Here is a 12,332-nt window from a genome sequence, read left to right as displayed (position 1 = left end):
CCCGAGTGGCGCGAAAAGCGCTGCACGAATCGCACCTGCCTGCGATTATCGGACCGCTTCACCGAACCTCCACATCGTGCCACGCAGGTGAAGCACCCGAGCCGGACCGACAGGACCCCTATCCTTGACCCGGCCACCACCGGCCACCACCGGCCCCCGTAGCTCAGCGGATAGAGCAGGTGCCTTCTAAGCACTTGGCCGCAGGTTCGAGTCCTGCCGGGGGCGCAACACCGGGACCCTCCTTCGGGAGGGTCCTTTTCGCTGGTCAGGTGGGGTTTCCGTGACCGTCCGGGGGCCGCCGGACACGCCCCGGTGGGCCCGAGGAGTGTCCGGCTGCACCCGGCTGATTCCGAGTTTCTGCGGGTGGCTGCGGTGAATACGCGGTGGAGTTTTCAGACCCCCGCTGAGGGATGGGCCAGCTCCCCCGCCCCCTCGATCCGCTGCTTCAGGTCGTCGAGCTGTCCGTCGATGCACCGGGCATAAGTGGCCAGCAGGACGGGGACGCTGTTGCCCGCCCACTCGGCCACGGTCGCGGCCGGGACGCCGGCGTTGAGCCAGTTGGTCAGGCAGGTGTGCCGAAGGTCGTACACGCGGCGGCCGAGAGGGGTCCCGAATTCGTACGGGGTGAGCACCTCCTTCCGCGCTCGTCGCCACGCCCGGCGGATCACGGACCCGGCGAGGTCGCCGCCCTTCTCCCCCTGCATCAGGAGGTCGCCGGGCTTGAGCCCCTCCTTCTCGATGTGCGCCCGAAGGATCCGGGTCAGGGCGGGGCGGCAGGGCACGGTCCGGGTGTCATCGGCGGCCCGCCCCTTGAGCCCCCGCTGCTCCCGCACCTCCCCCGTGTTCGTCCACTGCTTACCGACCTCGGGGTGAGCGGTGTGGAGCAGCAGCTCGCCCCACTGGTCCGCGGCATCCGCGTCGGGCAGGCGTACGTCTCCGACGTCGATGGCCACGACCTCCTCGGGCCGGGCGCCGGCGTAGTACATCGCAGCGAAGAAGGTGTGCAGCCGCCTGCCACCCCTCGGCCGTGCGTAGACCCAGCCGAGCAGCTTGGCGGCCTGCTCCTGGTTGAGCAGCGAGCGTTTGTCGACGGCGGAGGAGGTCTTGGACGCGATGGTGCCGGCGCCCTTGCCCTTCGGCAGAGGGTTCTCTTTGAGCACCTTCTTCTTGATGGCGTGCTCGAAGAGCACGTTCAGGACGCGCTTGGTCCGCCGCGCGGAGCTGGCGGCCACGGGAGTGCCGTCCAGCTTCGTCCCGGCTGCCCGCAGCGCCGTGTCCACGGCGCTCTCGTCTTCCCAGGCCGCCATGGACAGCGAGTTCCGCTGCACCCACCGAAGGATGACGGCGACCTCGGGCGGGGCCTGCTCTCGCCGAAGGGTGTTGAAGGCGTACTCACGAAGGGCTCTGCGCACGTCAACGCCCTTGAACGCCGAGGGCTGGGACCGCAGCAGAGCGATCGTGACGGGCGTGAGCGCCTTCGCCACGTTCCGCCGGTTGTTCGCGGACGTCCGCTCCCAGAGCTGGTCCACGAACTGAACCGCGAAGTCGTACCACGTCACGCTGGCCGCCTGGGAGATGTACGAGACCGGCAGACCGGTGGAGAGGCTGAACGCCTCCCCCTTCCGTGCCGCGGAGACCAACCCCGACCGGAAGGACTCGGCGAGGGCTGCCGTGACGAACGTCTTGCGCTGTTCCCTGCCGTCCAGCTCCCAGCGGACGGTGTACGTGGTCTTCCGCTTCCCCGCATTGACGCCGGTCTTCCAGAACTTCACGTTGTACGTCGTGTCCATCAAGCGGCGTCCTCGTGCTCGTCCAGCCAGATCTCAAGGTCGACTCGGCGCACACGGATGTTGCCGTTCGGCAGCTTGATGCAGCGGGGCGCCCGCCGCTTCTGGCGCCAGTCGTAGAAGGTGGAGCGGGTAATGCCGAGCTCCTCGCAGAGCTCGGGGACGGTGAGCATCGCGCGGTGCTTGGGCGTGCTGGCCATCGAGGTCCCCTCCTCGGGGGCGAAAGAGTTGGAGTGACATTGCTCTGAGTCGTGACTCATCGCGACTCAGAGCGGGTCGGAAGACGGGTTGAGCGTGATCCCGGCGTATGTGGCCACCTGCCGGCCGTAGGCGTCGCGGGGGCGGGTGCGGTGGAGCTGGGGGACGACGGAGAGCAGGTTGCGGCCGAAGAGTTGCTTGGTGCCGATGGACTTCACGCCGTTGTCCTCGGCCCACTCGCGCCAGGCGGTCCACAGGATGTCAACGGGGACTTCGCGGGTGGGGCCGGTGGTGCAGCGTTCGCGGACGAACGCGCTCGTCGGCGAGGCGGTGTCCTGCATGGTCATGACCGCGTCCTGAGAAGACGCAGGCTCGGTGATCCGGCCGGTCCGTTCCAGGCGGGCGAGACCGTCAAGGGCCCAGTTGATAATGCCGGGCATCTCGGTGGCGAGCTTCTCCGTCAGCTCGGGATCCTCCTTGCCGAGCCAGGAGACGGTCATGTTGAGGACGACGAACCGGCAGGCGATGACGCCGGAGGAGTCGCCGAAGTTCGGCAGCTCGTTGGTCAGCACCATGAGCCGGGTCGGCAGCTTCCCGGTCCACGGGTCGCGGAACTTCCGGTCGATGTCGATGGTGTCCTCGCCAGAGATCGTGAGCAGCCGCTCGACGACTTGGCCGTTGTCCTTCCCGGACAGGCGAGCATCGGAGATGACGGCGAGCGGCTTGCCGACGAGGGTGGAGAGCCCGAAGTTCGTGCCCAACCCGGCGAGGGTGGGCCCGGCGAGGTTCTCCTTGCCGATCAGCTCCTTCAGGATCCGGGCGATAGTGCCCTTCCCAGAGCGGGTCGGGCCCTTCATGAGCAGGATCTTCTGCTGGTCGGTCCGGCCGGAGAGCACGTAGCCGAACCACTCCTGAACGGCGGCGATGGACTCGGGATCGTCCGGCCAGATCCCGTTGAGGAACGCCTCCCAGGCGGGGGCAGTCGCGGCAGGGTCGTAGTCGTAGGGGACGGAGACCAGGTTGAAGAAGCTGGGACTGTGCGGCAGCAGCTTCCGGTCCCGGATCCGCAAAAGCCCGTTGCGGCAGGCGACGATCGGGCTGGCGTCGTGCTTGCCGCTCTCGCCGTCGATCCAGGCCGGGGCGTCGGTGTCGGTGGGCAGGAAGGTGATGGCGCTCAGCGCATCGAGCAGGTTACTGATCTTCGTCTTCGTCGGCGCCCACTGCCGCACCTCCGGCTCCCCGTTCTTGTCGAGGCCGGCGCAGAACGTGGCGTGCTCCAAGCGCTTGTAGAGCCCGGCGCGCATCTGCTGCTCGTCGTACTCGCGCCAACAGGTTCCGGTCCACCGCATCCAGGACCCGCGCCAGCGCCGCAGCCGGAGGTGTCCGTCCTCGGTGTGCCAGGCGGGCACGAGCTTGCGGGCGACGGCCATCGGGTTGGACGGCGAGGGCAGCTCCTCGGTGCCGGTCACGCGGCTTCCTTCCCCTCGGTCAGCAGCGGGCACTCGGTGCGGTGGCGGGTGTGGTCGGCGACGAGCGCGGCGGCCTTCCGCTGCCCGAAGGCGACGAGGTCTCGTCCGCAGGAGCACCACGAGCGGACCGAGGGCGTCGTGTCGCGTCCCGGCGCGGAGATCCGCAGCAGGGCGACGATCCGGCGTCCGTCGGTCGTGGAGGTCACGCGGTCGCTCCCAAAGCGGCCTGGAGGCCGTTGGTGACGGCCCGGCGGGCGTAGGGCTCGGGGACGCCGACGGACACGGCGGCGTCGATGATGTCCTCGCCCAGGGCGTCGAGCCCGCAGGGTCCGGGGCAGGCGGTGTGCTGCTTGGCGAGGAAGCGCGCGGCGCCGTAGGCGGCAGTGCCGGCGCCCTTCTCGGAGCGGGCCTTGACGTGCTCGATGCCGCGAGTGACGCCGGTGCGGACGTACGTCTCGGTGTGGCGGCAGCCGGTGGCCACGCTCCGATCCCACCGGGCGCGGGTCACCGAGGAAGAGTCCACCACCGGGCCGGGCCGGGTGGTCTCTTCCCTCTCCACGAGCGCGAGGACGACCGGCGGCAGGGCGGTCATCGTGCCGATGCCGGGTCCGAGCCAACGGGCGTAGGACATCAGGGACTTGATGTCGACGCCGGGCCTGACGTGGTTGGTGGAGCGCATCACGCCCCGGTAGACCCAGTGCTCGCCGCGGGTGGTGGTCACGGTGCGGGTCGGCGGCAGGGTGGTGCGGGCCCAGTCGACGGCGTCGGCGTCGTCGAGGTCGACCACGGTCACCCCGGCGCCGCCGGGGTGGTAGCCGACGACTCCCGCGGCGCGCCAGGCGGCCGCCCACTCGGGGGAGGTGAGGACGTGGGGGTCGGTGGTGGCGGCGGCCCAGGCGTGGCACGGTCGCGGGCAGGTGCACGGGCCGGGGGTCTTCATGTTCGGCCGGCCGCCGCACGCGTTGTCGGCGCAGTCGGGGCAGTTGCCGAACGGGCCCTTCCCCGCCCGCAGCGGCAGCACCGGCATGCCACCCGCCGCGAGGTGCAGGGCGGTGGTGAGGTGACGGTCTCGCCGGATCGGGATCGGATGGGTCATGCTGGGTGTCTCCAGTTCTGTAGAAGGTGCTGGCAGACGAGGGCGGCCTCGGGTTCTTGGCGGAATGGGGGCCGCCCTCGGCGCAGCTAGTGGTGGGTGAGCCAGTGGGCGTACTGCTGGCGGACGTAGCCGCGGGCGCCGCAGACGTCGGTCACGCCGTCGACCTCCATGAGCCGTCGCGCCGCCCGGTCCGCGGCCTCGATGGCGTCGCTGATGGCGGGGGCGACGTCGTCGCCGAGGGCGATGCGGTCCAGGAGCGCGGCCTTACGCAGCCAGAACTCCCGGCTCACGTAGCCGCCGAACGGACGGTCGGCGGCGGTGCGGGCGGCCCAGCCGATCTCGCTGACGATGCTCGGGGCCGTCGCGTACGCCTGCTCGGGCGTGGGCCAGACCTCGGCGGCGGGCCGGTGGTCGGCGGTGACGTACAGGCGGGTGCGCTGTCCGTCGCGGGTGGGGTGCTCACGTACGGCGCCGGTGGTGAAGGCACCGGCGAGCGCGGCGGTGACGCGGTCGGTGTCGTCGGGGTCGCAGATGATCCGGATCTCGAACACGGGGGTGCCTCTCGGTCTAGAAGGGCGGTTCGTCGCTGTAGCCGCTGCCCCACGGGTCGACGTGCGGCTGACGGCGGCGCGGGAGCCTGAAGAGCGGCAGGAGGGTCCAGCGGCAGTTCTCGCCCCAGCAGGGGCAGGGGTCCCAGTCGGTGCCGGCGTACTCGCCGGTCTCGTAGTCGCCGTAGTCGTAGGCTCGGCCGCCCTCGCCCTGGCAGTCGGGGCAGTCGGGGCGGGGGGTGTCGGTCAGGATGAGTGCCGGGTGGGGCCAGGTGGTCTGGTTGATGCGCAGTCGCACGGGGCGTCTCCTCACAGGTTGCGGATCGCGTCTATGACGTCGTTGGTGAGCTGGTTGATGGGGTCGGCGGCGCCGGTGGAGGCGAGGAAGAAGCCGAAGCCGACGGCGATGAACGCGGAGCCGTAGCCGAGGTTTCCGGCGCGGAGGAGGAAGAACAGGACGAGCCCGAAGAGGGCGACGAGCGAGACGGTTATGACCACGGCTGATCTCCTTCGGCGGCGTGTGTGAGGTCGGAACGGGCGAGCAGGAGGCGCAGCGCGGCTTCGGCCTGCTGGGGCACGACGCCGTTGCCGAGCGCTTTGAGCTGCTGGGTGCGGGTTAGGTCGGGGACATCGGTGACGTGGCCGGCCGGGAGGCCCATGAGCCATTCGACGAACGTGGGGTTCAGGCGGCGTCGATCGTCAGTTGCCCTGGGGGCACGTCGTCCGAGGACTGCTTCCCAGCGGGCGACGGCGGGCGCGAAACAGCCCCAGCAAGGGTCGGGTTGCCCCGGCCGAACGTGCTGCTCGTACGCTCGCCGTCCGCGCGGGTCGGTGTCGGCAGGAGGTTCACCACGACCTCGTCGAGCGGCCGGGCGTTCGTCCCGATGAGGTTCGACTCGCCGGACTTCCAGTCCCGTGCCGCCGTGGTGGGCAGGAGCGAGACGGTGTGGCGCAGGTTCATCCCGCCCTGCGCCGCGTGTCCGGCGCCGGTCGCTTCGGAGGCGGTCGGGGTCGGCATCAACGGCGAGGAGGAAGAGGCGTTGTCGCTGGTGGGGAGCGTCGACCTCCGATGCGCGTACAAGGCACCACTCCGCATCGAACCCGAGGCGGGCAAGGTCGGCGAGGACGGTGTCGAATCCCAGTCGAAGGTGCCCTGCGACGTTCTCAAAGACCGCGAGTCGGGGTCGTAGAACGCGAAGGGCGTGCGCGATCGACGGCCAGATGTGCCGCTCATCGGCGGTTCCTTTCCTCTTGCCGGCGGTGGAGAAGGGCTGGCAGGGGTAGCCGCCGCAGACGACGTCGACGGGCTCCACTCCCGCCCAGTCGACGACGGTGAGGTCGCCCAGGTTCGGCACCCGGGGGTGGTGGTGGGCCAGGATCCGCGACGCCCCGGGGTCGAGGTCGGAGACCCAGGCGAGCGAGCCGCCGAGAACGGCCTGGACGGCCATGTCGAGGCCGCCGTAGCCGGTGCAGAGCGATCCGATCCGCAGGCCGCCGGTCACGGGCGGTCGGCCTGGCGGGCGTCGGTGGCGGCGGTGCGGACGAGGGCGAGGACCTCGTCCCGGGTGCGGCCGGTGGCGTCGTTCCAGCGGTGGTAGGGCTCGGTGGTCCCGCGGGCGGCGAGGGCGGTCTGGATGTGGTGGCCGGCGGCGAGGGCGGTGGTCTCGTCGCCGTAGCCGAGGCGGAAGAGGACGGCCTGGGCGCCGAGGATGCAGCGGCGGCCGGAGGCGGAGCGGAGGGCTCCTTGGTGCCAGCCGTAGCGCTCGATGACCAGGGCGGTGAGCTCGAGGTGCTCGGCGACGCTGATCTGCCGTCCGCCGCCGTGGAGCTGGCGGAGGAGCGGGAAGTTCAGCGCCCAGTCGGGCAGGATCCGCAGCGCGCGGGCCGGGGCGGTGAGGACGGGTGCGGCTGCGTGCGCCGGGGTGGTGCCGAGGGCTTCGGCGACGAGTTCGGCGGTGGTCTTGGTGACGAGCGGGTGGGCGGTCGTGCGGACGCGGGCGGTGAGGTACTGCTCGATCTCGCGGACCAGGAGCGCGGCCTCGGCGCCGAGGTCCGGTGCGAGGGCGGCGAGGGCGGGGGTCGGGGTGGTGAGGGTCTGGGCGGTCACGGTGCCTGACTCCTTATGTGCCGGTTTGGGCTAGGGCGGAGACTCGGACGAAGCCCGGACGGCTCCGCATTCATGCAGGTCAGAGAGGCGGGTGACCCGGACGGCTCCGGTCCCGACCCGGACGCGGATGTCCGGGTCGGGGGCCTGACGTCCGGGTCGGATCCGGGCCCGCCAAGGGGTATACCGGGTCAATACGGGCATCTGTCCGGGTTGCGTCCGGGTCTAAATCAGGCGGTGAGCCCGAATCGGCCGGTGGCGGCGGCCTCGACACGGGCGAGCGGGTAGCCGGTGAGCCGCGAGCCCTTCTCGCCCCACGGGCGCTTGGCCTTCTCCTCGTCGGTGCGGACGATGAGTGCGCCGAGCTTCTCGGCAGTGACCGTGTGGCCGCTGGCCTTGAGCTCGTCGACGAGGAGCTGGCCGGGCAGCCACTCGGCCGGGCCGTCCTGGGTGGTGTGGGCGGCGAAGGTGTCGAGGACGGCGGCCAGGAGCAGCGCGTCCTCGTCGCCCTGGGCGCGGAGCTGGTCGACGAGCGCCATCGGCGCGCTCGGCAGGCTCCCGGCCGCACGGCGCCACTCGGTCGCGCGGGCCAGAAGCTCCTCGACCTGCTCGTCGGTGTAGTAGTCGGCGCGGACCATGGTCGGGTTCGTGCCCTCGGCCCACAGCAGGCCGGCGCCACGCATCTCGGACTGGATCGTCTTCGCGCTGTAGCCGGACGCGGCGGCGCCCTTGCCGAGGATCGTGTCCGAGGCTTCGGGGGTGGTGCAGCGCAGCGCCCACCGGATGGAGAGCAGGTCACGCAGGCTGGTGTCGACGACGTCGGAGCCGGGCTTCTGGGTCGCGCAGAAGGTGATGATCCCGGCCGCCCGCCCCCGGGAGACGAGGTTGCGCAGCAGCTTGGTGATCTTCTTCCCGTACTCCTCGTCGGTCGTGTAGAACATGAGCTCGTCGACCCAGATGAGCTTCTGCCGCAGCTCGGGGTACTTGGCCGCGAGCTCCTCGGTGACCTTCCGCTTGCCGAGCTTCTTCAGCAGCGCGTAGCGGCGCTTCATGTCCTCGACCTGCTCCTTGAGCAGCTCGTAGAACGCTTCGGGGTCGGCGTCGCCCTCGAAGCACTCGCAGAGGTGCTCGAACGGCTCCAGGTCACCGCCACCCTTGCCATCGGCGAGGACGAGGATGACGCGCGGGTCGAGCGCGGCCGCGAGCAGGATCGTGTTGCCGGACGCCGACTTGCCGGCGCCGGGCTCGCCGCCGATCAGGCCGGAACGCTCGACCACGCTGATGGAGATGGGCAGTCCGCGCACGTCGGGGCCGATCGAGATCGGGCCCCAGAAGTTCGCGGCCGCGTCCAGCGCGAGGAGCGGACCGGGGGCGGCCTTCTCGGTGAACGGCAGATCGCGGCTCACGTAGAGCTCGATGCGGCCGGACCGGCCGCGCTTGGCGATGGAGACCTGGGCCTCCTCCACGCCGAACGCGGCGGCAAGCTCGTCGGTGGAGCGGATCGCGCGCTTGGCCGGGATGCCGGGCGGCAGGTCGAGCACGGCCGTCCACGCGCCGCGGGCGTCCAGCATCGGCATCTGCACGACCCGGAGCGACTCCTCGGAGCCGATGACCTTCGCCGCGCGGAACGCCTGGTCGAGCATGGGGGCGGTCATCCGGTCGCCGTCGCCGAGCGAGCGCCACTCGGTCGTCCAGTCGGCGTCCTCGTCGTACGGCTTGCGGCCGACGAACGCACCCCCGGCGAACGTCGCGAGCGCGGCCGCGGTCAGGCCGAGGCTGCCGCCCATGACGTAGCCGCCGCCGATCGCGGCGAGCGGCGGGCCGTAGGCGACACCGGCCCGGAGGTTGCGGGCGCGGTTGCGGTCCTTCTTCGCCTTCTTGTGCAGGAGGACGGCTTCCTCGGCGGCCTTCGTCGCGCGCTCGGCCGCCTTCATCGCCAGTTCCTTCTTCGTCCCGAGGATGCGCGGGGTGAAGCGGGCGTGCCGGGCGGCGAGCTTGGCCTCCCTCGTGAGGACGTGGGCGGTGTGGGCGGCGGACTGCACGCGGACGCCCTCGAAGCCGACGATCCACTCGTGCGTGCGGCGGGTGCCGCGGCCGAACTGGCGGACGTGGCCGCGCTGGGTGGGCTGGCGGCGGACCCAGCGGCGGAAGTCCCGCCGGCGGGCACGGGCGAAGACCCCAGCCCACGCGGCCCATCCCTCGGGCGTCTTCATCCACGCGGGGATCAGAGGGGCGTCGGCGTCGAAGTCGTCCAGGTCGACCTTCTCCACCTTCCCGGTCGTGGCCGGGGCGGGGGCGGTGGTCTCTTCCAGGACGACGCGGGCGGTGTCGAGGACGACGGTGCGGTCGTCCGGTCCGGTGACGGCCGGCGCCACGGTCGGCATCGGCGGGAAGGCAGTGGCGCTGTCGTCCCCGTCCGACCATTCACTGTCCGCCGGGGCGGGGGCCGCGGGGCGGAGGAAGGTGACGGTCGCGAACGTCTCGGAGCCGTCCGGGTCGGGGGTGTGTTCGGTGAGGTGCTCGGTCATGCTTGCTGTGCCTCCTGGTGAGGTAGCGGGGCCCGGCCGGTGCTGCCAGGCGAGGGCCGGGCCCCGCGTACGTGGTGTGGTTCAGGCGACGTGCAGGCGGCGCTGTTCGATGACGAGGTCGCGGAGCTTGAGCGCGTCCTCGCGGCGGATCTGGAGCTTCTTGGCCAGCCCCGAGGCGGAGATCTGCTTGCCCTCGGCGACGAGCTCGGCGGCCGCGCTCAGGGCGTCCGGCAGAAGCGCTTCGAGCTCCTTCTCGGACCGTCCCCGAGGGGCGTTCTCGCGGGGCTTTTCGATGGGGGGTTCGGGGGTGTTCGACCCAATTCCCGCTTGGGCTGCGGGCGTCTGAGTCAGCTCGGCGAAGGGGGTCAGCCGGGCGGCCTTGAAGCCGGTCTCCAGCAGCTCCTCGCGCACGTTGTCGCCGAGCTCGAACGCCGCGCCGAGCGACAGGACCGCTTCGGTCGCGGTGGCGTAGAGCTGAGCGGACAGGCCAGGCTCGGCGCCGGTGTGGATCCGCCACGCGGCCGCGAACGCCGACTCGTCGTCGAGCGCCCCGAACGGCAGCGCGGCCTGAAGCTTCACCGCCTGCTCGACAATCTGCGGGTGATGCTTGCGCCGGGCGGCCACGTGCCGGGCCCGGTCCTTCTCGGCCTTCTTCTCAGCCTTCGTCTTGCCGTGAGAGCCGTGGGTCTTCAGATCCCAGATGTAGATCGCGAACAGACTGCTCGCGCCCAGGACGAACGCGACCCACGGATGGGCGCGGTACGCCTCCAGGCCGTGCCAGAAGTTCACCGCGGCCGCCACGGTGGCCACGGCCCAGGTGCCGATCCGGTACTTGCGCGGTTCGCGGCCGGCGTCCTCGGCCTGCTTGCCCATGAACGTGATCGCCCAGGCGCCGCCCTCCAGCATCGCGGCGAGCAGGCCGGCCATCGGGGCCGCCACGCTCGCCCCGGTCAGGGCGCCGATCTGGGACAGGATCGCCGGGACGATCGAGGCGACCATCACGAACGCCACGAACAGCGTCGCCGGGTTCGCCTTCAGCCACCGGACGAGCTTGGCGCGCTTGGCGGCCGCGGCCGCCTTCTTCGCCTGCTTCTCCGCCTGCTTGGCCTTGCGGTCGGCCTGCTCCTGGCGGCGCCTGGCGTCGGCGTCCTTGCGCTTCTCCTCGGCCTTTGCGGCCTCGCGGTCCTGCTGGGCCTGGAGTTCCAGGCGCCGGTCCTCGCGGTCCTGGGCGCGCTCGGCGGCCCGGTCGGCCCGGCGGTCTTCGCGGTAGGTGCTCATCGGGTACCTCCGGCGGGCGTCGTCGTGATCCCGTACAGGACGTCGGCGAGCTCCTTGCGGAGCTTCGGGGAGACCCGGGCCAGCCGGAACCGGCGGGCGAACCGCTCGTCGACGGCGGTCGCGGCCCGGGCGAGCGTCTCGGTGACCAGACTCAGCAGCGCGACCGCGCCGGCCACCAGGCCGAGTGCGAGCTCCAGAACGGTCAGCACGAACAGCAGGATCTGAGCGGCGGTCCTCATCGACGCCACCCCCGCTTCTTGGGCTCCTCGGTGAAGGTGGCGTAGTCGTCGTCCGGGTAGACGTAGCGCTGGCCGACGACGGCCGCGGCACCCAGAAGCGAAATTCCGGCGGCGGCAGCCGTGTTGCGGTCCGCCGCCGCGTCGGCCACAAGGCCCGCGATCTGCGTCGCACGGCGGGCCAGGTTCGGGGCCCCGTCGGGGTCGGCCATGTGGTCGGCCGCGAACTCGCGGACCCGGTCGAAGAGTCCCATCAGGCCGCACTCCGCTCGAAGCCGAGGGCGGAGCGGCGGGGGAAGGCCAGAACCCGGGCGCCGAGCAGGCTGCGGTAGTACGCGATGTCCTCGGCGTCGACCTCGGTCGCGGCCTCGGCCTCCAGGACGGCGACGATGTCGCGCAGCGCGTCCTGGCCAGCCGCCGAGTCGAACTCCGGCGCCTCGGCAGGGTCGGCGGTGAAGCCGAGCGCGGCCTCGACCAGCTCGGTCCGCGTAACGATCCTCTGACCAGCAACGATCACGTTCATGGGTCGTACTTCCTTTCGCGGGTTGGGACGGCCCGAACCGAGGCCCCGGTGTTCCAGCACCGGGGCCTCTCGCCGTTTGGAGCACGTGGGCACTTCCGGCTCCCCACCACCCCGCCCGTGCGGCACCCCGCAAGGGGCCCGGACGGACGGAGGAGGCAACCGGCCGCAGCCGAGCGGCTGCGGAGGTCAGGTGACGCGGCGGGCGCGGCCGCCTCGCCGGTCCAGCAGGGGCGGCGCCTGAAGTCTTCGTCGGAACATCGGGACCTCCTTGGCGTCGAGCAACGGGGATGGAGCACTGCAAGGGGGACCTCGTCCCCACTCTCCGGCCGTTGCTCGCGGTCACCGGGCCACCTCGCCAGTCGGGCCGAAGCCCTGTCCTCTGGCCTTCAGCGGGATTGCAGCGTCCCCGCCTTGAACACACGCCAGTCCGGCCTTTGCCGTCCATCTGGTGCGCACCAGTAGATTGGCATCTGGTGCGCACCAGACGCAACCCCTTGGTTCGAGTTGCGTGTCGGTGTGCTCTTCCAGAGAACGGCCCGAGTTGGGTGTCGCGGTAGCCAACTGG

At 71.3% G+C, this 12,332-nt stretch carries 15 protein-coding genes and 1 tRNA gene; 1 reads left to right on the top strand and 15 read right to left on the bottom strand.

From position 1 onward, the window contains the following. Positions 1–152 precede the first annotated feature (152 nt). Positions 153–225 (top strand) — tRNA-Arg (locus AB0M18_RS12555). Positions 226–392: 167 nt separating this feature from the next. Here AB0M18_RS12555 and AB0M18_RS12550 read toward each other — a convergent pair. The 15 genes from AB0M18_RS12550 to AB0M18_RS12480 all read right to left on the bottom strand — a co-directional run bounded on the left by AB0M18_RS12550 (position 393) and on the right by AB0M18_RS12480 (position 11,767). Then, positions 393–1,790 (bottom strand): tyrosine-type recombinase/integrase, encoded by a 1,398-nt coding sequence (locus AB0M18_RS12550; protein ID WP_365756848.1) that lies wholly within the window; start codon positions 1,788–1,790, stop codon positions 393–395. Then, entirely contained in the window at positions 1,790–1,987 is a 198-nt protein-coding gene (locus AB0M18_RS12545; protein ID WP_365756846.1) for a helix-turn-helix domain-containing protein, read from the bottom strand. Before AB0M18_RS12545 ends, AB0M18_RS12550 begins: the two co-directional genes overlap by 1 nt. A 66-nt stretch (positions 1,988–2,053) precedes the next feature. Then, complete coding sequence (locus AB0M18_RS12540) at positions 2,054–3,454, bottom strand: phage/plasmid primase, P4 family (RefSeq protein ID WP_365756844.1); 1,401 nt, start codon at positions 3,452–3,454, stop codon at positions 2,054–2,056. Next, a complete protein-coding gene (locus AB0M18_RS12535) occupies positions 3,451–3,660 on the bottom strand; it encodes a hypothetical protein (protein ID WP_365756842.1) in 210 nt (69 codons plus the stop codon). The genes AB0M18_RS12540 and AB0M18_RS12535 overlap by 4 nt, the downstream gene beginning before the upstream one ends. Next, the gene (locus AB0M18_RS12530; RefSeq protein WP_365756840.1) at positions 3,657–4,550 is read right to left on the bottom strand and encodes a bifunctional DNA primase/polymerase; all 894 of its coding nucleotides are present in this window, start codon (positions 4,548–4,550) and stop codon (positions 3,657–3,659) included. The genes AB0M18_RS12535 and AB0M18_RS12530 overlap by 4 nt, the downstream gene beginning before the upstream one ends. 86 nt (positions 4,551–4,636) lie before the next feature. After that, entirely contained in the window at positions 4,637–5,101 is a 465-nt protein-coding gene (locus AB0M18_RS12525) for a hypothetical protein (protein WP_365756839.1), read from the bottom strand. A gap of 16 nt (positions 5,102–5,117) precedes the next feature. Beyond that, positions 5,118–5,396: a hypothetical protein gene (locus AB0M18_RS12520; RefSeq protein WP_365756838.1), complete on the bottom strand. Its 279-nt coding sequence runs from the start codon at positions 5,394–5,396 to the stop codon at positions 5,118–5,120. 11 nt (positions 5,397–5,407) lie between these two features. Beyond that, on the bottom strand, positions 5,408–5,596 hold the full coding sequence (locus AB0M18_RS12515) for a hypothetical protein (protein WP_365756836.1): 189 nt from the start codon (positions 5,594–5,596) through the stop codon (positions 5,408–5,410). After that, on the bottom strand, positions 5,587–6,600 hold the full coding sequence (locus AB0M18_RS12510; RefSeq protein WP_365756835.1) for a DNA cytosine methyltransferase: 1,014 nt from the start codon (positions 6,598–6,600) through the stop codon (positions 5,587–5,589). Before AB0M18_RS12510 ends, AB0M18_RS12515 begins: the two co-directional genes overlap by 10 nt. After that, entirely contained in the window at positions 6,597–7,205 is a 609-nt protein-coding gene (locus tag AB0M18_RS12505) for a hypothetical protein (protein WP_365756834.1), read from the bottom strand. The genes AB0M18_RS12510 and AB0M18_RS12505 overlap by 4 nt, the downstream gene beginning before the upstream one ends. A 227-nt stretch (positions 7,206–7,432) precedes the next feature. After that, the gene (locus tag AB0M18_RS12500) at positions 7,433–9,730 is read right to left on the bottom strand and encodes an FtsK/SpoIIIE domain-containing protein (RefSeq protein ID WP_365756833.1); all 2,298 of its coding nucleotides are present in this window, start codon (positions 9,728–9,730) and stop codon (positions 7,433–7,435) included. Between the two features lie 81 nt (positions 9,731–9,811). Further along, entirely contained in the window at positions 9,812–11,008 is a 1,197-nt protein-coding gene (locus AB0M18_RS12495; RefSeq protein ID WP_365756832.1) for a hypothetical protein, read from the bottom strand. After that, on the bottom strand, positions 11,005–11,247 hold the full coding sequence (locus tag AB0M18_RS12490; RefSeq protein WP_365756831.1) for a hypothetical protein: 243 nt from the start codon (positions 11,245–11,247) through the stop codon (positions 11,005–11,007). Before AB0M18_RS12490 ends, AB0M18_RS12495 begins: the two co-directional genes overlap by 4 nt. Beyond that, a complete protein-coding gene (locus AB0M18_RS12485) occupies positions 11,244–11,498 on the bottom strand; it encodes a hypothetical protein (protein WP_365756830.1) in 255 nt (84 codons plus the stop codon). The genes AB0M18_RS12490 and AB0M18_RS12485 overlap by 4 nt, the downstream gene beginning before the upstream one ends. After that, the gene (locus AB0M18_RS12480; protein WP_365756829.1) at positions 11,498–11,767 is read right to left on the bottom strand and encodes a hypothetical protein; all 270 of its coding nucleotides are present in this window, start codon (positions 11,765–11,767) and stop codon (positions 11,498–11,500) included. Before AB0M18_RS12480 ends, AB0M18_RS12485 begins: the two co-directional genes overlap by 1 nt. Between the last annotated feature and the right edge of the window lie 565 nt (positions 11,768–12,332).

Origin of the sequence: Streptomyces sp. NPDC051909, assembly GCF_040681095.1 — a bacterium.
GTDB lineage: Bacteria > Actinomycetota > Actinomycetes > Streptomycetales > Streptomycetaceae > Streptomyces.
This window is presented reverse-complemented; position numbering and strand designations above follow the sequence as displayed.